Source organism: Candidatus Manganitrophaceae bacterium (assembly GCA_016200325.1).
GTDB lineage: Bacteria > Nitrospirota > Nitrospiria > SBBL01 > Manganitrophaceae > Manganitrophus.
Genome location: JACQEZ010000011.1, coordinates 153,376 through 172,133 on the forward strand (window position 1 = coordinate 153,376; position 18,758 = coordinate 172,133).

15 protein-coding genes are annotated in these 18,758 nt (G+C 57.4%); 5 read left to right on the forward strand and 10 right to left on the reverse strand.

Annotated features, from left to right (window positions below; genetic code table 11):
• Positions 1-5: 5 nt before the first annotated feature.
• The 10 genes from HY282_08625 to HY282_08670 form a co-directional block, all read right to left on the reverse strand.
• Complete coding sequence (locus HY282_08625) at positions 6-2,396, reverse strand: AsmA-like C-terminal domain-containing protein (GenBank protein MBI3803810.1); 2,391 nt, start codon at positions 2,394-2,396, stop codon at positions 6-8.
• A 378-nt stretch (positions 2,397-2,774) separates the two neighbouring features.
• On the reverse strand, positions 2,775-2,936 hold the full coding sequence (locus HY282_08630) for a lmo0937 family membrane protein (protein MBI3803811.1): 162 nt from the start codon (positions 2,934-2,936) through the stop codon (positions 2,775-2,777).
• A 492-nt stretch (positions 2,937-3,428) separates the two neighbouring features.
• The gene (locus HY282_08635; GenBank protein MBI3803812.1) at positions 3,429-4,133 is read right to left on the reverse strand and encodes a DUF420 domain-containing protein; all 705 of its coding nucleotides are present in this window, start codon (positions 4,131-4,133) and stop codon (positions 3,429-3,431) included.
• A gap of 39 nt (positions 4,134-4,172) precedes the next feature.
• The gene (locus HY282_08640) at positions 4,173-5,150 is read right to left on the reverse strand and encodes a methyltransferase domain-containing protein (GenBank protein MBI3803813.1); all 978 of its coding nucleotides are present in this window, start codon (positions 5,148-5,150) and stop codon (positions 4,173-4,175) included.
• Positions 5,151-5,329: 179 nt separating this feature from the next.
• On the reverse strand, positions 5,330-7,252 hold the full coding sequence (locus tag HY282_08645) for a serine/threonine protein kinase (GenBank protein MBI3803814.1): 1,923 nt from the start codon (positions 7,250-7,252) through the stop codon (positions 5,330-5,332).
• Positions 7,253-7,398: 146 nt separating this feature from the next.
• Positions 7,399-8,334, reverse strand: coding sequence for a hypothetical protein (locus tag HY282_08650; protein MBI3803815.1), 936 nt, complete (start codon positions 8,332-8,334; stop codon positions 7,399-7,401).
• A gap of 75 nt (positions 8,335-8,409) precedes the next feature.
• The gene (locus HY282_08655; GenBank protein MBI3803816.1) at positions 8,410-9,903 is read right to left on the reverse strand and encodes an insulinase family protein; all 1,494 of its coding nucleotides are present in this window, start codon (positions 9,901-9,903) and stop codon (positions 8,410-8,412) included.
• The gene (locus tag HY282_08660) at positions 9,900-11,423 is read right to left on the reverse strand and encodes an insulinase family protein (protein ID MBI3803817.1); all 1,524 of its coding nucleotides are present in this window, start codon (positions 11,421-11,423) and stop codon (positions 9,900-9,902) included. Before HY282_08660 ends, HY282_08655 begins: the two co-directional genes overlap by 4 nt.
• Before the next feature lie 37 nt (positions 11,424-11,460).
• A complete protein-coding gene (locus tag HY282_08665; protein MBI3803818.1) occupies positions 11,461-12,105 on the reverse strand; it encodes an HAD-IA family hydrolase in 645 nt (214 codons plus the stop codon).
• Positions 12,106-12,161: 56 nt separating this feature from the next.
• Positions 12,162-12,314 carry a hypothetical protein gene (locus tag HY282_08670; GenBank protein ID MBI3803819.1) on the reverse strand — a complete coding sequence of 51 codons (153 nt, stop codon included), beginning with the start codon at positions 12,312-12,314 and terminating at the stop codon, positions 12,162-12,164.
• Between the two features lie 175 nt (positions 12,315-12,489).
• Between HY282_08670 and HY282_08675 the strand changes: the two genes are divergently transcribed.
• From HY282_08675 to secG, 5 genes are all read left to right on the forward strand, one after another.
• Complete coding sequence (locus HY282_08675; GenBank protein ID MBI3803820.1) at positions 12,490-14,811, forward strand: PBP1A family penicillin-binding protein; 2,322 nt, start codon at positions 12,490-12,492, stop codon at positions 14,809-14,811.
• A gap of 163 nt (positions 14,812-14,974) precedes the next feature.
• Entirely contained in the window at positions 14,975-15,979 is a 1,005-nt protein-coding gene (gene gap / locus HY282_08680) for a type I glyceraldehyde-3-phosphate dehydrogenase (GenBank protein MBI3803821.1), read from the forward strand.
• A 235-nt stretch (positions 15,980-16,214) separates the two neighbouring features.
• Positions 16,215-17,408 (forward strand): phosphoglycerate kinase, encoded by a 1,194-nt coding sequence (locus tag HY282_08685; GenBank protein MBI3803822.1) that lies wholly within the window; start codon positions 16,215-16,217, stop codon positions 17,406-17,408.
• Between the two features lie 118 nt (positions 17,409-17,526).
• Positions 17,527-18,303 (forward strand): triose-phosphate isomerase, encoded by a 777-nt coding sequence (locus HY282_08690; protein ID MBI3803823.1) that lies wholly within the window; start codon positions 17,527-17,529, stop codon positions 18,301-18,303.
• A 12-nt stretch (positions 18,304-18,315) separates the two neighbouring features.
• Positions 18,316-18,711 carry a preprotein translocase subunit SecG gene (gene secG, locus HY282_08695; protein MBI3803824.1) on the forward strand — a complete coding sequence of 132 codons (396 nt, stop codon included), beginning with the start codon at positions 18,316-18,318 and terminating at the stop codon, positions 18,709-18,711.
• Positions 18,712-18,758 lie beyond the last annotated feature (47 nt).

Consider the following 18,758-nt stretch of genomic DNA (forward strand, 5'->3'; position numbering starts at 1 on the left):
TGTGTCTAACCGCTGAAAATTTCCGGCCGGGCCGGGAAGGTAATCGCCCGTCGAAGTACACTCAGCGTCGATTCTTTTAACGTCTTAAACGGCTTGAACTCCACCCTTGGCTCGGTGATCTTCCCCTTTACTTCAAAATAAGAAGCGATAAACATCTTATCCTGGCCGAGGAGGATTGGTCCAAGGAGCGGAATCTTTCGAAGGATATCGTCGACGAGCCGAAAGACCTGTACCCCCATCAACAGATCGAGCCGATCTTTTCCGAGATCAATCTCGCCGTCGGAGATGACCCGGACATCCCGTCCATAGAGGACGGTATTGTACAATGTCACCTTTCCCTGGTTGATGCCGAGCGTCCCGGAAAAGGCGTCATACACGATCCCCTTGGCATTCAACTCAGGGAGGCTCCTCAGGTTCATCAATGAAAAAATGTTGGCGAGCGTCTTAAATCGGTAAATCGTCCCCTTCTCCAAATAGACCACCAGCTTCCCTTTGAGGTTGCTCTTAAAATCTTGGAACGTCCGCCCCTCCGTATTAAGACCGCCGGCGATCAGCGCCCGCCCCGACATCACCGGACGCGCGTCGGAACGCTCCCAGTCTTTAAAGAAGGCGCCGACGTTAATCTCCCTTAAATCGGGGATCAGCGCCAGAGCATACCCGCCGTCGGGCCGATAATAAATCTGCGCGAAGTTCGCCCTGAACCGTCCCTCTTCAAAAACAGCCTCGGTCTCTTGGAACTCCAGCACCCCGCCCCGGTAGGTCAGCGCGCTTTTGCATTTAAAGAAATCAAATCCTTTTATTTTGAGGCGGTCAATCTGGATCAGCCCGACGGCATATCCCTTTCCCTCGGACGGCGTGGGGGCTCCTTTCTCTTCTTTTGGAACTCCCTTTTTTGGGATTGCTTTTGAAGAGGAGCCCTGATCTTCCGGCAGCGTCGATCGGATGGCATCCCAGTCGAGGGTGGTCGCGCGCAGGTCGAATTCTATCCCTTGTCTGCGGAGATCGGGCATCCGACCGGTCGCCTTGAGTTGGGCATCGCCCCAAGCCCCCTCGGCCGACTCGATGACGAGAAGTCTTCCTTCCACGCGGCCGGTCGCTTTGATCTTTCGAATCGGTTCGAACGCGCGAAAGGGGGTGAATGTCCCCTCTTGCAAGCGGAACTGTCCTTTGAAATCGACTGCGGAAAGATTGTGGAGCGGGATGCTGATCGCAAGCGTTGCATCGATGAACCCCTGCGCCTTCGTCTCCTTCAGCCAGATCCTTTGAAATCGCTCGGCGAGCACTTCCGACAAATCCGGAACGGCAACCCGGCCGGCAGTGTCAATGTCGATCCGAGGGTCTGAAAAGAGGGAGAGGAGCTGTCCGGAGGTCGTTGGAAGGGTTGAATGATTCAGCCGGCTGTTCTGAAAGGCGAAAGTACCCTTTTGATGATTGTAACGCCACGCGGCCTGCTCGACCTGAAGAGGGGAGATCGCTTCATCGAGGATGACGGAGAGGCCGTTCGATGCTCCCTCTAACTGAAATAGATCGGAACGAAGGAGACGTTCGAGAGAGGGTAAATCGGCGCTCTCTCCGTCTATCTTAAAATGGCTCTCCTCGGTAAAAAAGGAGGGGACCGACTCGGGCAGATAAGGTTTGATCAGAGAGGAATCAAACGAAACGAGGGAGACGGCCAGGTGGGCGAGCGGTCGTCTGATCCGAAAGAAGCCCCCCCCTTCGATCGTCCCCTCTACTTTCACCCCGGTCGGCTTTTCAGGCAGATCGCTTCGCCAGACAGCGGGGCTCTCGACCCGCACGAGGACCCGGCCGTTGAGGGGAGGGTGCTCCACTTTTGCATCGACCCCCTCCGCAGTCCATTGAATCGATTGATTCGAGAGGTGAGCCGACTTTTTCGGAGGGATACGGTCGGTCAGGAAGACGGTCCCCTTTTGAATAAGGAAGAAGCCCGATCGAAGCTGAACCGTCCATCCCCTCTCTTTTTCTGATTTCTTTTTCGAGAGAAAATCGTCGAAATTCCACGTCCCGTCTTGATCCCGGACCAGATCGACGACCGGCCTGACCAGCCGGACCTCTTTAATGATGAACTGCCGCCTAATGAGGGGAAGGAGCTGAAAGCCGATCTGAATTTCTTCGGCCTGTGCAAACCCTCCCGCTCCCCCGGCCGACCCGACGGCAACGCCAATAAATCGAAGCTCAGGACCGGTGAGAAAAGAGATCCGAAGTTGATCGATGGAAAGGGGCCGTCCGGTAGTATTCTGAAACCGCTCCGTGAGGGAAGGAATCCATCGATTGAGGGTAATCCATGAGGGGAGGACAAACAGGACAGACGAGAGCGCCAGCAAAAAGACAGCGACCCAAAGCGGACTCTTTTTCTCTCTCCCCAACCCTGATTTCATTCTTGATCGGGAGATTTCCTCCCGCCCGGGTGGCCACCTCCGCAACCTTCTTCTTCTGTGTCTCCGAATCGACCCGTCCTTTTAAGGAGATCTTTCCCTCCTCGACATGGACCTCGACCGGCTGATCCTCCAGCGTCGGCTCAGTCGCCATCAGCGCTTGAATCTTCGTTTCTAAGGCGGCATCCTGGGCGATAACGGCCGCCGGTTTTTGGGGCGGCGCCCCCGCACATCGCACAAGAAGAAATCCGGCGAGGAGCAACACCGCCCCTCGCCGGATGATGGACCGAACGATCGGCTGAAATATCAGCCGACCCATTTTCCAAACCATCTGATAAATGTGACCCATGGCGCAATACAGCCGGCCGATGCGGGGGTCTTCTATGGACGTGGAGGTCCGCTGACGGTCCGGCCGCTGACGAGTTGGAAAACCAAAAGCACGGCGGCGATCACCAAAAGAGCATGGATCAATCCTCCGGCCACGTGCAGGCTAAATCCAAGCGCCCAGAGAATTAACAAAATCACAAAAAGTGTCCAAAGCATAGCGATCTCCTTTTCGGTTACGTGAACATGCCGAATAATAGTGCAAATGGAATGCCGCTCTATCTGGTGCATGTTTTTTCAGATACTCGGATGGCAGGGCAAGGTTTTTCCCTCATCCTGCAAAAGGGTGCAGAAAGAATTCTATTCTCAGGCTTGGGCTTGAGCTTGGCTTGTTTTAGAAGAAGTGATGCCGCTCCACAGAAAGGGCTCGATGTGTTTTCACACGGAATATCTTCGGTTCGAAACACGGAAGAAGCGGAAGGACATCAACATCACCGCCGATGAGGAAAAGGCGATTCAGAAAAGCGGCATCTCGGAGGGGATGGTACTCGTCTCGCGATGCATATCACCGCCGCGTTTATGTCAACGATGCGGAGGAGGTCCTCATCGCAGATCAAGTCTATGATGCGGAGTTTGACGGGCGGCGACGAAAGCGGGTGATCATCAAGGTCATGGGAGAGTAGCAACGCCGCGGCCTTCGCAGCCAAAAAATTACTGCGCCTTGATTGGATAGATATAATAGAGCATCACATAAGTGGTCGTGCTCGTCACCAACGCGATGACATAGAGCAGCATGGTAAAGGCTCCCATCTTCCGATGGCGGGTCGCCGCATCGGGCATCCACTTTTCAATCCCCCGCTCCAGGAAAAGGACGGCAGCGACCAAGCCGAAGCCTGATGCATAGACGAGAAACCGCGCCATCGATCCCCAGCGAACCACCGCAACCCCGCCGAAGAAGACCCCCGCCCCCGCCAAGGTATAGTTAAACCCCTTGTTTCCCATCTGGAGGGTTCCCGCTTTTAGATAGCGCTCTTTCCCCTTTTTAAAAGAAGAGCGAAAACCGAGGATGATCATATAAATCGCCAAAACCAGGCCGATCGAGATCACCAGGATATGGATCGTCAGCATCGGCGTGAAGATATAGGAGTAGACCCAGTCGGGTCCGCCGAACCCCTCCTTCCCTTCCAACGACAGCGCCCCCAGGCCGCGCGCAAGATAGTAGATAGTGAAGTAGCCGAGCATCGCCACCATCCCCCAGAGCGTCACCAGATGGTGGTGTTGTCCCTGATGCTTCTTGGCTGTATACCAACCATAGATAAAGAGAAGGGTAAACAGCCAGGCCATGACCGAGGAGATGTCGGCGCCCAAGGTCCCATAGGGTGAGAGAAAACCGGGTGTGGTCAGAAACTCTTTCATGGTGCGCTCCTTCATTTCTTTAGTGCGTCTGTTTCGATGCTACTTTCGCGCGGTTAAAACGGTGTTTCGCTCAATCTCGGTGATCGTATGAAATCCTGCCTTCTCCAGCCAGCCGCGGATCTCCGAGCCTGGAAAGCAGCGCCCCTTCTCCGTATAGACCAACAGGTGGATCGAGAAGACGGCGTTCCATCCGGGCTCCGAGAGATCTTCGTTCAGGAACATATCCTTCACAATGATCAGCCCGCCGGGGTTCACGGCGCCGGAGAGCTTCTGAAACAGGGCCGCATTCTCCTTGGAAGTCTGATAGTGAAGGATGTCGGAGAGGAAGACGACGTCGAACGTCCCGGGAAGCGGGTCGCGGTTGAAATTGCCGCCGGCCAGGTGAATTCGATCGGAGAGCTTCTCTTTCTCAACATTTTTCTCCGTCGTCACCAACGTCTGCGGCAGATCGAAGAGGGTCACCTGAAGCTGCGGATAGCGCTTTGAAAAGGCGATTGAGAAGGTGCCGGCCCCGCCGCCGACGTCGAGAAAGGTCTGATAGGAAGAGAGGTCAAGCCGCTCCGCAAGGGAGGGGGCGACCCGCTTCGCCATCCGATCAAGCACCCGCAAGATTTTTGCGCCGATCTCGGGACGGTTCATGAAGATGTTTCCGGTCACCGGCGGCCGTCCCGTCCGGACGATCTCTTCGAGCTTCCCCCACGCCTCCCACTCTTCGTCCTGCAGGAGCATCAGTTCGCCCATATAAAACGGACTTGTTTTGACGAGAAATTCGGCGACCGCGGGGGTGTTGGCATAGCGCACCCCTTCGCGTTTGAGCAGACCGATCGACACCAATGCATCGAGGAGGCGCTCCAGGCTGGAAGGGTCTGCCTGAACCGTCGATGCGATCTCCCCCGCTGTCTTGGGGCCACTTCCCAAAGGGGTATAGAGGTCGAGCTTCACGGAGGTCAAAAAAATCTTTGCCTCCCAGTAATAGCCCAGCTGGAAGAGAGACGGTACCGAAATTTCCCGACCCATTGACCCCCCCTTTTTAGAACAGGCCGAGTATATCGGGGAAGAAAACAAAGGTCAAGATCAGAAGCAGGTCACGTGGAGCGCGTGGAGAATGAGAATGGAGGAATGAAGATGAACAAAGAAGCGGTCGCAGAGCGGTGGAACCACCACCGAGTCATCGGTGCGGAGCGCATTCCCAAAACTCACTTTACTTCAGTCGCCGGATATTTCTCCACCACGTTAAATTTCTCAATTTTCCAACGCTCCTTGTCGCGCTTCAATTTCCAAAAGAGAAGGGTCTTCTGAAAGGAGATTCCTTTCTCTTTCTGAAGCCGCGCCGTCTGCATCAAGGAGACGTCGGCTTCCTCCCCTCGGAGCTTCAGCTCATAAACCTCGAAATGAACCTCGAGCGGCCGGGCCCCCTCAAAAAGCTCCGCCATCTGACGCTCCATCTCCCCTCCCTCCGCAAGATCCGCCTTCTGACCCCTCCAATCTTGGTTTTGATAAGCCTGGCGCTGCCGCTCAATCAATTCCCGAACCAGCTCTTCATTCGCCTTTGGTTTCGGCGGAACCACCTCAATCGGCCGAGATGGAGCCGGCCCAATGAGCGCGGCCGCCGGAGAGGGCGGGGCCGGCTTCTCAATCGGACTGACCGGCGGGCTGACCGGCGCCGGTTTGATCCGGGCCTGTTTCGGTTTTTTTGGGGATAAGGGGGTTGCCTCCTTGGCGGCGTCGTTCATCACGGGGGCAGGAGGCACGGGCGGGGGAAGCGGCGCGGAGGGGATCTCCTTGGCCGGGGATGATTTCGAAGACCCTTCTTCGATCTGCGGAACGATCGGCTCCGTTTTCCCCGCGACGATCGGAGGAGGGGCCGGTGGCGGAGGAACCGGGGAAGAGGACGAGAGCGACACACGCTCAAAGAGGGAGGGACGATAATAGAGCGAGAAGAAAAGAACCCCTAAAAATCCGGCGAGCAGCAGGCCAAAGAGCACCCACCAGATCGGCTGCCAAGAGCGACGCGGCCTCTCCGCCGGAAGAACGCTTGTCCTTTCAGAATCGGTTCCGGCCGACGGCATCTCGACCGACAGAGGGGAAAGGGTTGAAATCGACGGCAATGAGATCACCTCCACCGATGCGGGTCGTGGGGGCGACGCCGGCGGGATCAGCATCAACGGCGGAGCATCGACCGATTGGATCGGCGACGGACGGGAGAGGACCACTTCGTTTGAGGAAACCCGGTCGAAGGATTTACCTTCTGCCTCGATCTCTTTTCCAAAAAAAGCCTGGATATAATTGGAGAGGTTGAGCCGAAGATAGTTGCGCTGTAAAATCGCCTCCAGCGCCCCTCGCATTTCTCCGGCCGTCTGGAAGCGGGCCGCCGGTTCCGCAGCGAGTCCCCGCATGAGAATCGACCGGACCGGCTCTGAAAGATACCCCCACGGCGACAGCCCCGGCTTGATCGGCTCGGGAACTTCCCCCAACAACTCACAGAGAATCGCCGACACCGCATAGAGGTCTTCCGCCGGATGCTCATGCGCCTCCTCCCGCTTCTCGACCACCGCTTCCGGGGCGCGATAGCGCGAGCGGACGGCAGACCGGGGATCTTCAAGCCAGCCGAGGCCGAAATCGCTGACATGGATGACGCCGTCATAGCTGATGAAGATCCGTTCGGGATGAAGCCCGCCATGAACAATCGGCGCCCCGGCGATCCGGTGCGCCGCATCGAGCGCCTCGACAATCTGTTGGACGATTAAAAGGGCCATCCCGGTCGGGATCGGAAGGGTTCGGCTTCGCGACAGAAGGGTCTGAAGTTTTTTTCCAAAAAGACAGGGCTGAATAAAGTAGGGGATGCCGTTGATCTCCCCCAGATCAACGACACGGACGATGTTCGGATGCCAGAGGACCGCCGCCCGCCGGGCCTCCCGCAGAAAACGGGCGACCCAGTCGGCCCGATGGATGACCAATGGATGAAGGCGTTTTAAAACAAAAAGATTATGGGGAGGGCTCTCAGTTTGTACAAGGTGACTCTCGAGGAAGGGACCCCGCTTCAGCGCGCGCAGAAGGCGGTAACCTCCGAAGAGGGGAAGGGTCTGACGGCGCGGGTTCTCTCCAATCACCTTCTGCATCGCTACATCCAAATAAAGCCACCCTATACCCGAAGGGAGTCGATGTCAAGCATCTTTGCAACGGTCGCAAGCATCTTCGCTGACATCTTCGCCTACATATTCGAAAGACCGATCCCGGCCCGGTCAACCGGACGATCGACGGAGGTTCAACCGTTCGGGACGATCTCTTCTGGAAATCCCGGTTCGGTCACTCTCCCCTCTTTCTTGATGAAGCCGAGAAAGAGCGACTCCAGCGTCATCCATCCGGCGCAGGCGGCGGTCAAAATCGCGAGATCGACCGCCGGCGAGAGAGGAAGACGGAGGATGATCCGGAGAAGATAAGCGAGGATCAAAAAATAGGTTGCCGCCATCGTAAAGCCGGGCCAGATGAAAAACCGAAGGAGCGGAACAATTCTGGGGAGGGCGGGAAGAAACCAGACATAGGCTGCGGTCGCCATGACGCCGACGACCGCTCCGACGGCAAGCGTCTGATGGACGGAGTTCAGAAGAAGGGAGCCGAGCAGCGCCCCCGCCGTCCCGCCGATCAAGGTCGCTCCGACGATCCATGCCAGGTTCCGTCCGGGGGCGGTGCGGAAGAACTCCCCGATCGGCCGTCCGTCCGGAAAGATCGTCCGGGGTCCCCGCGCCTGCCGTGCGCGAAGGTAGCCGATCTCGAAACCGTCCCGCGCCACGGCCGCTGCGACAAAGCTGATCAGCGCCGCCCGAAAGGCATGGTAGCCGAAGAGGAACTCGACGATCCCGAGGATCATCCAATAGAGGGCGAAGGCATAGAGGAACCCGATCTTAAGAGAAAACCACTTCATCTCCTCCGGCCGCTCCCGCCAGAGCTGGCGGAGGGGACGGCCGAACCCTTCGGAGTAGGCATAGAGCGCCACCGGGATCGAGACGAGGGAAGCCAAAAGACCGATCAGCATCAGAAAGAAGACGCGGGTTTCGAAAAAGATAAGGTAAGTGATCATCAGAAAAGGAAAGTAGACAGCCAGCCCGGAGAGTAAAATCACCCGGATCTTCCGCCGGCGTGCCGGTCGATCGGCGGCAAGCGCCTCCCCATACAAGACCCGGAGTTTCATTCGATGAAGCATTTCATAACCCTGCATTGAGTCGGAGCCCGGATAAAGACGGGCGGCAGGCAAACCTGCCGCCGCATTCCAGAATCTTTAAGGGGTCAACTGTATATGAACGATCTTCCCGAGCGTGGCGAGAGAGCGGTCGAATTTTCCCTCATCTCCGACCACCAAGACGACCAGCCGGTCGGGATGGAGATATTTCTGGGCGACCCGCAGAATATCTTCGCGGGTGACTTTCGCCACGTTCTCCCGGTAGCGCTCCAGGAAATCGCTCGGCAGCCCATAATACTCCAGCGACATCTGACGGCTGACGATCTGCGCCGGGCTGGCAAAAGAGAAGATAAAGGAGTTGAGAAACGACTCCTTCGCCCGCTTTAACTCCTCCTCCGTGACCGGCGCCTCTCGAATCTTCCGGATGTGATCGACAATTGTCGAGATCGCCTGATAGGTCGTCTCCACACGGGTCTCGCCATAGGCGACCATGACCCCTCGCTCGAAGTTCCCGGGCCGGAAGACGGTTCCGACCGAGTAGGCAAGCCCCTGCTGAGTCCGGACATCCCGGAAGAGCCGGCTGGTGAACCCGCCGGCCCCCAAGATGTCATCGAGGATCGAGAGGGCAAAAAAGTCGGGGTTGTCCTGTTTGATCCCGAGATGGCCGATTCGGATCTGCGTCTGAGTAATCGGCCGGATCACTTCGAAGACCCCCCCTTCATTCCGCTCCACCACCGGCGCGACCCGCGGGAAATCGATCTCTTTCTTTTTCCAGCCGGCGAACGCCTTCTCGATCTTTGCGACGATCTCTTTCTTATCGAAATCGCCGGTCACTCCGAGGATCATGTTGTTTGGGGCGAAATATTTCTCATGAAAGGCCACCACGTCGGCCCGCCCGATCGATCGCACCGTCGTCTCGGTCGCCTCCCGTCCATACGGATTGTCCGCACCGAAGATCAGCTTATTGAACTCGCGGCCGGCGATGGAGGAGGGACGGTCGTTTCGCCGCCGAATCCCCTCAATGGCGTTGTTTTTTGCAATCTGAAGTTTTTCCTCTTCAAAGACCGGATTCATCAGGATGTCGGCGAAGAGGCCGAGCCCCCGATCGACATCTTTCTTCAACACATCGAGCCCCGCCGAACCGACATCGGAGCCGATGCCGACCGAGAGCTCAATCGCCAGCTGATCGGTCAACTCATCAATCTCATTTCCGGTATGATTTCGCGTGCCGCCGGTCCGCATTACCATTCCGCTGAGGCCGGCCAGCCCGATCTTATCGGCCGGCTCATAGATGCTCCCAGCTTTGATCACCGCATCCAGGCGGATGATCGGAAGCTCATGATCTTCCATCAGATAGAGAATCATTCCATTCGAAAGGACCTGCCGCTCCGCCTTCGGCGGTTTGAATGCCGGCGGGGGAAAGTTCATCGTTCGCGGATCGGGCAGCTCCGGGGTCGGGACCGCAGCGAAAGAAAGGGAAAAGATAAGAAGCCAGAAGCCGGAAGCCAGCAGTAAAATCTGTTTTGCCCTCCCCTTCTGAATCCGGACTCCTGACTTCTGAATTCTATTTTCTATGCGAACAAAGCCTTTCATCGTCCCTCCTCCTTCGACACGGGAAGAACCTTCCTCTTTTCCTCCCCGGCAGGGGGCGATACCTGGACCAGCGTCGCCACCGTTCGATTTTTCTTGGTGAAATAGGTCCGCGCCACCCGCATTACATCCTCTCCGGTCACCTTCGCGATATCATCGCGATTTTGGAGGACATAGCGCCAATCGCCGGCGACCGCCTGAAAATAGGCCAACTGGCTGGCCAGTCCGCTGTTCGATCGAAGCGATCGAATCAAGCTGGCGTCGATGTTGGTAATGATCTTCTCGAGCTCTTTCGGGCTCGGCGGCTCCGTCTTCAGCCGGTCGATCTCCTCGTAAATGGCCGCTTCCACCTCCGCCGTGGTATGAGGCGCGCGGGGGGTGGCGGAGAGGGTGAAAAGGCTCGGATACCGGACGCCGGGAGTTCCGGAGTTGGTCCCCACGGCGATGGCGATCTTCTTCTCCTCGACCAATTTCTTATAAAGGCGCGAAGTCCGTCCCATAGAGAGAAGCGCGTCGATGACGTCGAAGACCGGGTCGTCGGGATGATCGATCCCCGGCTTGTGATAGCCGATCATCACCTGCGGGTTGGCCTCTTCCTCGACCTCGATTCGCCGCTCTCCCAGCTGCGGCGGCTCCGCCGTGACCACCTGCGGCGGCGGCGGCCCGGCCGGGATGGCGCCGAAATATTTCTCGAGCATCGGCGTCACCTCGGCCGGTTTGAAGTCGCCGACCATCGCAATAATCGTATTGTTCGGCGCATAGTGGGTCTTAAAAAAACGGGCCGTTTCCGTCGCCGATAGATTCCGGACATCAGATGGCCACCCGAGCGTCGGATAGCCGTAGGGGTGGGCGACAAAGGCAGCCGAGAGGAAGGCTTCGACCAGTTTTCCGCCGGGGCTCGTCTCCACACTCCGCCGCCGCTCTTCCAAGACGACCTCGCGCTCCTTGTAGAATTCGCGCAGCACCGTCCGGGCCATGCGATCCGATTCAATCGCCATCCAGAGAGGAAGGCGGTTCGCCGGGAGCGACACGACATATGAAGTTACGTCCCGACCGGTGGAGGCGTTGAATCCGACCGCGCCGTTTCGATCGTAGAGCTCGCCGAGCTCATTGCTCACCACCCACTTTTCCCCTTCCTGCTCCAGCGCTTGGAATTTCACCCGAAGCGCTTTTATTCTTTCGCGATCGGCCTTCGGCCCCTTCGCCTCTTCCAGGGTGATCTCACGGTTCAGTCCCTCCAACTCTTCGAGAACCGATTTCTCCTTCTGATAGTCGGACGTCCCAAGCCGCTCCGTCCCCTTGAAGGCCATATGCTCATAGAGATGGGCCACGCCGGTGATTCCGCTGTGTTCGTTGACCGATCCGACCTTATAGGTAATTTGAAAAGAGACGGTCGGCGCCTGATGGCGCTCGACCATTAAGACGGTCAGGCCGTTCGAGAGGACTTTCTCGACGACCCGGTCGGCAAGGGTCTGCGCTGAGGCGGCGGACGCCCAGAGGTGAATTAAAAGGAGAGGGATCATCCATTTTATTTTTTTCACTTAAAACTCCTTTGCCTGTTCATTTGAACAGGCGTTTGAGGTCCGCCACCGTATCGACGAAGAAATCGGGTTTCGATTCCCGGAGAAGATTCACATCTCCCAAGCCGTAGCCGACCCCGCATGATTTGATGCCGGCCGCCCGCGCGGCCAGAACGTCATTCGGCGAATCACCGATCATCACCGCCTCGGAGGGAGGCACCTGGAGGTGATTGAGGGTTCTCAGGATCATCTCCGGATGCGGCTTTAAATTGACGATCGGCTCGCTTCCGAGGATCAAATCAAAATGGTTCCGCGCCCCCAGCCCTTCCATAATTTTCGTGGTATAGAGGAGCGGTTTGTTGGTGACGACCGCCTTCTTTTTTCCGCTGAAATGAAGCAATACCTCTTCTATCCCGGGATAAAGGTCGGTCTCATCGAGAAGGTGTTTGAGGTAATGCGCTTCAAAGATCTCCAGCGACCGCTCCAGCAATGCAGGCTCGGCGTTCCCAAGCGAATCGAGAATCAGCCGCCGAACGCCGTTTCCGACGTAGCCGTAGATCTCTTCCAGCGGTCTTTCAGCAATACCGAGATCACGAAAAGTCAGGTTGACGGAGATGGCAAGATCGTTTTTGGAATCGATGAGCGTTCCATCGAGATCAAAGATCAAGAGTAAAACCGAATTCATCCGATGCTTTCTGGCGGGAAGATCAATCGCGCTCCGCATATCCTTACTTATAAGACTTATGAGGCCGCGCTATAATGCCACGGGCCCCGATCAACCTCCGGCTCCAACTCAATATCAGCAATCTCGGTACTATAAGAGAAACAGAGGAAGTTTTCAATCCCCTCCCCCGCCGGCTCGTCGACCGGACAGAGGGTCCCTTCTCCTCTCAAAAAAGCCCTCCTGAGAGGGATTTTATCCGCGGAAAGAGAGGGAAACAACCTTGACAAGGAAACCAAAAACCGATAGGCTGAAGGTTCGACAATCAAGGATTTTCCTGGCAAATCCCGGTGAATTTTGGACATTCCGATTGAAAATAACTCGGAGAGACGGCGTCGTTTCCGATGGGTGAAATGGCTCCTCCTCTCCATGGCCTCTCTTGCCCTGCTGGCGGTGATCGCCGCCGGCGGGGTGATCTGGTATTTCTCCCGGGACCTTCCCTCCCTCGAATCGCTCGGAAGCTACGAGCCGAGCCAAGCGACCCGAATCTACTCCGACGACAATCGGGTGATCGGGCAATTCTATATCGAAAAACGGGTTTTTGTTCCCCTCTCGAAGATGCCGAAAGAGCTGATTCAGGCGATTCTGGCGGTGGAAGACTCCCGGTTTTACGAGCACAGCGGATTCGATTACCTCCGGATCGTGAAAGCCTTCGTGACCAATCTGGAGAGCGGGAGGATTCGCCAGGGGGCGAGCACAATTACGCAGCAGCTGACCCGCTCCCTCTTCCTGACCTCCGAGCGGACGATGAAGCGGAAGTTCAAGGAGATCCTCCTCGCCCGCAAGATGGAAACGATGCTGACCAAGGATGAGATCCTCGAGATCTACTTGAATCAGATCTATTTCGGGCATGGCGCCTATGGGGTCCAGGTCGCCTCCCGGACCTATTTCGGCAAAGATGTCGGCGATCTGAAACTAGCCGAGGTCGCTTTCTTGGCCGGCCTTCCGAAGGCGCCGAACGACCACTCCCCCTATCGCAATCCGCAGAAAGCGAAGACGCGGCAGGGGGTCGTCCTCAGACGGATGCTTGACGAGGGATTTATCACGCCGGAACAGTATAAAACGGCCTACCAGCAAGACCTCTTCTTCCAAAAGCTCGTCCCCGACGAAGAGCTGGCGCTTCATTACATCGAATACATCCGGCAATATGTGATCTCCAAATACGGCGACGATGCGGTTTACAAGGGGGGACTCAACATCTACACCACCCTGAACATCGACATGCAGCGCTCCGCCAACCGGGCGCTTCGGACCGGCCTGCGCGATCTCGACAAGCGGCAAGGATACCGCGGTCCGATCGGAAAGGCGGAGAGACCGGCCGAGACGGCGGAGATCGCCACCCCGACGCTGGCGGCTGGCGACCTCCTCGACGGGCAGGTGACGCAGCTCTCGGACAAAGAGGGGTATGCGCTGGTCCGCGCGGGCGGGGTCACCGGCAAGATGCTGATGGAAGACATGGCCTGGGGGGCGCGGCGGCTGAAAGGGCCGCATCTCCCGGACGACCTGCAGGTGATCGAGAAACCGAAAGTGTCAGACATCGTCAAAGTCAACGATCTGATTAAAGTCAAGGTGAAGAAGGTTGCGGCCGAGGGAAAAGGGACCTTCTTCAGCTTGGAGCAAGAACCGATCGTCGAAGGGGCCTTCGTCGCGATTGATCCGGCGACCGGGGCGGTGAAAGCGCTTCTTGGCGGGTATGACTTCAAGCGGAGCGAATTTAATCGGGCGCTCGCCGCCCGGCGGCAGCCCGGCTCTGCATTCAAGCCGATCATTTACGCCACCGCGATCGAGCGGGGGCTGACCCCGGCGACGGTCGTCCTCGACAACCCGGTCGTCTACGAAGATGTGGAGCTCGACAAGGTCTGGAAACCGGAGAATTACGAGGAGAAGTTCTACGGCCCGATCACCCTTCGCGAAGCGCTCACCTATTCGCGAAATTTGGCGACCGTTCGGCTCTTGGAACAGGTCGGCGTTCGGAATGTGATCGATTTCGCAAAGCGGGTCGGCATTCAAAGCCCGCTGACCCGCGACCTCTCCCTGGCGCTCGGCTCCTCCGGCGTCACCCTGATCGAGATGACCTCCGCCTACACCGTCTTCGCCAGCCAAGGGGTCCGCGTCGATCCAACCCTCATCATTTCGGTCAGCGATCATAACGGCAAAGTCCTGGAGCACCGCGAGCTCGCCCCGCAGCAGGTCGTCTCGAAGGAGACCGCCTATGTGGTGACGAACATGATGGAAGACGTCATCCAGCGCGGAACGGCGAAAAAAGCCAAATCACTCGGGCGGCCGCTGGCCGGGAAGACCGGAACGACCAATGAGTTTACCGACGCCTGGTTTATCGGCTTCTCCCCCAATGTCGTCGCCGGCGTCTGGGTCGGATTCGACGACAATCGGACCTTGGGAGACCGCGAAGCGGGCGGAAGCGCCGCATTGCCGATCTGGATGAGTTTTATGCAGGAAACGCTGGCCCGTTTTCCCGTTACACCTTTTTCTATCCCAGACAATATCGTTTATGCTAAGATAGACCCGCACACCGGGCTGCTCACCCCTCCGGGTGAAGAAAAAGGGATCGTCGAAGTCTTTGTAAAGGGGACCGAACCGAAAGAGTACAAGGTCGAGACCCCGACCCCGACACAGTTCTTTAAACTGGATGAGGAAGAGAGCGCGTTCTAAGTTCGTGAGGGGTGGAGTGGGAGGGATCCGGGAAGATCGTTTTTCCCGGACGCCTCGCGCTTCACGCCTCACATCCTTATTTACCGGCTGATCATCAGATCGACAGAATGGCAGAATGAGCAAACTGAAAGGAGCAGCGATGTCTACGAAGGTGTCTACACAGATGCCCACGAAAATAGCGATTAATGGGTTCGGAAGAATTGGACGGAATTTCTTTCGCACTGCGTTTGGGAATCCAAATCTTCAAATCGTGGCGATCAATGACCTGACCGATGCCAAGACCCTCGCCCATCTTCTCAAATATGACTCTGTGCATGGAACGTTCGGCCCCGAGGTCGAGGCAAAGGACGATGTTCTGCTGGTCGATGGGAAATCGGTCCGGATCACCAAGGAAAAAGATCCCGCCGCACTCCCCTGGAAGGAGATGGGAGTCGAGGTGGTCGTCGAATCGACCGGCAAGTTCACCGACCGTGCCGGCGCCGAGAAGCACCTGACCGCCGGGGCGAAAAAGGTGGTCATCTCCGCCCCGGCCAAGAATCCCGACATCACCCTGGTTTTGGGGGTCAACGAGGAGAAATACGATCCGAGCCGGCACCATATCCTCTCGAACGCCTCCTGCACGACGAACTGCCTCGCGCCGGTCGCCAAGGTGCTGCTCAATCAATTCGGGATCAAGCGGGGATTAATGACAACGGTTCACTCCTATACCAACGATCAGCAGCTCCTCGATCTCCCGCACAAAGATTTAAGGCGGGCGCGGGCCGCGGCCCTCTCGATGATCCCAACCACCACCGGGGCGGCGAAAGCCCTCTCGGAGGTCCTTCCCGATCTCGCCGGAAAGATGGACGGCATGGCCATCCGGGTTCCGACACCGAACGTCTCGGTCATTGATCTGGTGGCGGAGCTGGAATCGGATGCCACCGAGGCGTCGGTTCGAGAAGCCTTCTCGAATGCGGCGCAGAAAGAGTTAAAGGGAATTCTCCTCTACACCGAGGCGCCGTTGGTCTCGACCGATTTTAACGGCAATCCCCACTCCTCAATCGTCGACGGGACGCTGACCAAGGTCCTCGGCGGCCGGATGACGAAGGTGATCGCTTGGTACGACAACGAATGGGGTTACTCCTGCCGCGTTCGGGATCTGATCCTCTACATCGCCGGAAAAAAGTAACGGCTGGTTTAAGCCATTTGGAAAAAATTCTAGATGAAGCAAACGACTGGCCATGCCGGCGCGAATGCCGCGAATACGATGTCCAGATAAAAATTCGGAGCCTGGGAAATGAATCAAGGTGAGGATCAGGCGGTGCCTGTCCAAGCCGCGGGGTGTGGGCGCATCGGAGGACCCTTTCTTAGTCACTTGCCGGACGGGCCCCACATACAAAAAGAAAGGGCGGACGCTCATGAACATGAATAAATTGACCATTGAAGATGTCCCCATCAAAGGGAAGCGGGTCTTCATCCGGGCCGACTTCAATGTCCCGTTGGACAGCAACCTGCACATCACCGACGATACCCGAATCCGCTCCACCCTTCCGACGATTAACTACGCCATCGACGAGGGAGCCATTGTGATCCTGGCCTCCCACCTCGATCGGCCGAAAGGGGTCGATCCACGCTACACCCTCGCCCCCGTGGCAAAACGGCTCCAACGCTTTTTGGGGAAAGAGGTTTTCTTCGCCCCCGACTGCATCGGGCCGCAGGTTCAAAACATGGTCGCCAAATTGAAGCCGGGCGATGTCCTCCTTCTCGAGAACCTCCGTTTCCATCCGGAAGAGAAAAAGAACGACGAGGGCTTTGCCAAGGCGCTGGCCGATCTGGGAATCGATGTCTATATCAACGACGCTTTCGGGGCGGTCCATCGAAGCCATGCCTCGGTCACCGGCATCACCCACTTCATCAAGGTGAAAGCGTGCGGCTTCTTGATGAAGAAGGAGATCTCCTACCTCGAGGGGGCCGTGAAGAATCCGGCGCGCCCCTTCGTGGCAATCCTCGGCGGCGCAAAGGTCTCCGGGAAAATCGGCGTCATCGAGAACCTCGGCAAGAAGGTCGACAAGGTGATCATCGGCGGTGGAATGGCCTTCACCTTTTTGAAAGCGCTGGGGAACGATGTCGGCAATTCGCTGGTCGAAGACTCGATGCTCTCCTTCGCACGCGAGATCAAAGAGCATGCGATCGAGCGGGGAATCAAATTCTACCTTCCGGTCGACTGTGTGGTCGCCGCCAGCATGGATCCGGCGGCGGAGACGAAGATCGTCCCGGTCCAGGAAATTCCCAAGGGATGGATCGGCCTCGATACCGGACCGGCTTCCGTCCGCCTCTTCACCGAAGTGCTGGCGAACGCGAAGACGATCCTCTGGAACGGACCGATGGGGGTCTTTGAAATGGACGCTTACTCCCGCGGCACCTCCGCCATCGCCCATGCGATCGCCAACTCGTATGCGCTGACGATCGTCGGCGGCGGTGAGACCGCCCTGGCGGTTCACAAGGCGGGAGAGTCGGAGAATATCTCATTCATCTCCACCGGCGGCGGCGCGGCGCTGCAGCTGTTGGAAGGCAAAGATCTCCCGGGACTCGCGGTCCTTCCGGACAAAGAGGCCTAATTATTAATGAAGGCGGAATTCAGACGTCAGGAACCGGAAGGATCGGCAGGTCGCACCTCCTTCTGAATTCTGACTTCCGGCTCCTATATTCTGAATTTCTATTCTAAACGGTCCCTTGATGCGCACCCCTTGTTTTGTGGCGAATTGGAAAATGAATAAGAACCGCGGCGAGGCGCTCGTTTACCTTCAGGAGATGGAGAAGCGATGGCCGCAGCTTCCCCCCCTCCCTTTCGAGGCGATCGTCACCCCCCCTTTTACTCTGCTCGCCCCGATGGCCGATTATCTAAAGGGGGGAAGTGTTCCCGTCGGCTTGGGGGGCCAGAACACCCACTTTGAGGAGCGCGGCGCATATACCGGCGAAATTTCTCCCCTGATGCTCCGCGACGCCGGATGCCGCTATGTGATCATCGGCCATTCGGAGCGCCGGATCTATTTCGGAGAGACGAATGCCATCATTCACAAAAAGGTCGCTGCGGCACTGCGGGCGGGATTGATCCCGATCCTCTGCGTCGGCGAGACCCGGGAAGAGCGGGAGGAAAATAAAACCTGGGAGGTCATCGAGCGGCAGCTGAGAGAGGCGCAGGACGACCTCCGGCCAGGCCCGTCGGATTGGATCATCGCCTATGAGCCGGTCTGGGCGATCGGCACCGGGCTCACCCCACAGCCGGAAGAAGCCGAGTCGACCCACCGCCAGATCCGCGATTATTTTCTGTCGCTTTCGGAAGAAGGAGCCGACACACCCCGTCTTCTCTACGGCGGCAGCGTCACCGAGAAGAACATTGCGCTATTTATGGAGGAGGCCGACATCGATGGTGTATTGGCCGGCGGCGCCAGCCTCTCCGCCGAGTCGTTCGGCAATATGATCGAATTGGGAGTAAAAGCAAAAAATAAATAATAAGGAGAATCAATGTACATATTCGTCGTAATCATTCATCTGATCGTCTGTCTCATCCTGATGGGGGTCGTTCTGCTCCAGGCCGGCAAAGGGGCCGAGATGGGGGCCGCCTTCGGGGGATCGAGCCAGACCATTTTCGGCAGCCGCGGCGCCGCCACCTTCTTGAGCAAGCTCACCGTCGGAGCGGCCGTCCTCTTCATGATCACCTCCCTCACCCTTTCTATCCTGAGCCGGGACCGATCGATCGCCTCCTCCATCGTTGATACCGGCAAGAAAGATGAGCTTGTTCCGAAAGAGGTTCCGGTTCCGGGGGGCAAAGACACCCTTCCACCCAAAGGTTCGGACGATACGTCGAAGGCGGCACCCGCCACACCGCCGGCCACGACCGCTCCGGCGCCTGCAAAATAAAAGGGTGGGACAGGGCGCTTCGGGTGTGAGGATTCAAAACCAACAGA

Coding starts and splice junctions, on each gene's coding strand:
- HY282_08625 (MBI3803810.1), bottom strand. CDS start 2,396: ATGAAATCAGGGTTGGGGAGAGAGAAAAAGAGTCCGCTTTGGGTCGCT.
- HY282_08630 (MBI3803811.1), bottom strand. CDS start 2,936: ATGCTTTGGACACTTTTTGTGATTTTGTTAATTCTCTGGGCGCTTGGA.
- HY282_08635 (MBI3803812.1), bottom strand. CDS start 4,133: ATGAAAGAGTTTCTGACCACACCCGGTTTTCTCTCACCCTATGGGACC.
- HY282_08640 (MBI3803813.1), bottom strand. CDS start 5,150: ATGGGTCGGGAAATTTCGGTACCGTCTCTCTTCCAGCTGGGCTATTAC.
- HY282_08645 (MBI3803814.1), bottom strand. CDS start 7,252: ATGCAGAAGGTGATTGGAGAGAACCCGCGCCGTCAGACCCTTCCCCTC.
- HY282_08650 (MBI3803815.1), bottom strand. CDS start 8,334: ATGCTTCATCGAATGAAACTCCGGGTCTTGTATGGGGAGGCGCTTGCC.
- HY282_08655 (MBI3803816.1), bottom strand. CDS start 9,903: ATGAAAGGCTTTGTTCGCATAGAAAATAGAATTCAGAAGTCAGGAGTC.
- HY282_08660 (MBI3803817.1), bottom strand. CDS start 11,423: ATGATCCCTCTCCTTTTAATTCACCTCTGGGCGTCCGCCGCCTCAGCG.
- HY282_08665 (MBI3803818.1), bottom strand. CDS start 12,105: ATGAATTCGGTTTTACTCTTGATCTTTGATCTCGATGGAACGCTCATC.
- gap (MBI3803821.1), top strand. CDS start 14,975: ATGCCCACGAAAATAGCGATTAATGGGTTCGGAAGAATTGGACGGAAT.
- HY282_08685 (MBI3803822.1), top strand. CDS start 16,215: ATGAATAAATTGACCATTGAAGATGTCCCCATCAAAGGGAAGCGGGTC.
- HY282_08690 (MBI3803823.1), top strand. CDS start 17,527: ATGCGCACCCCTTGTTTTGTGGCGAATTGGAAAATGAATAAGAACCGC.
- secG (MBI3803824.1), top strand. CDS start 18,316: ATGTACATATTCGTCGTAATCATTCATCTGATCGTCTGTCTCATCCTG.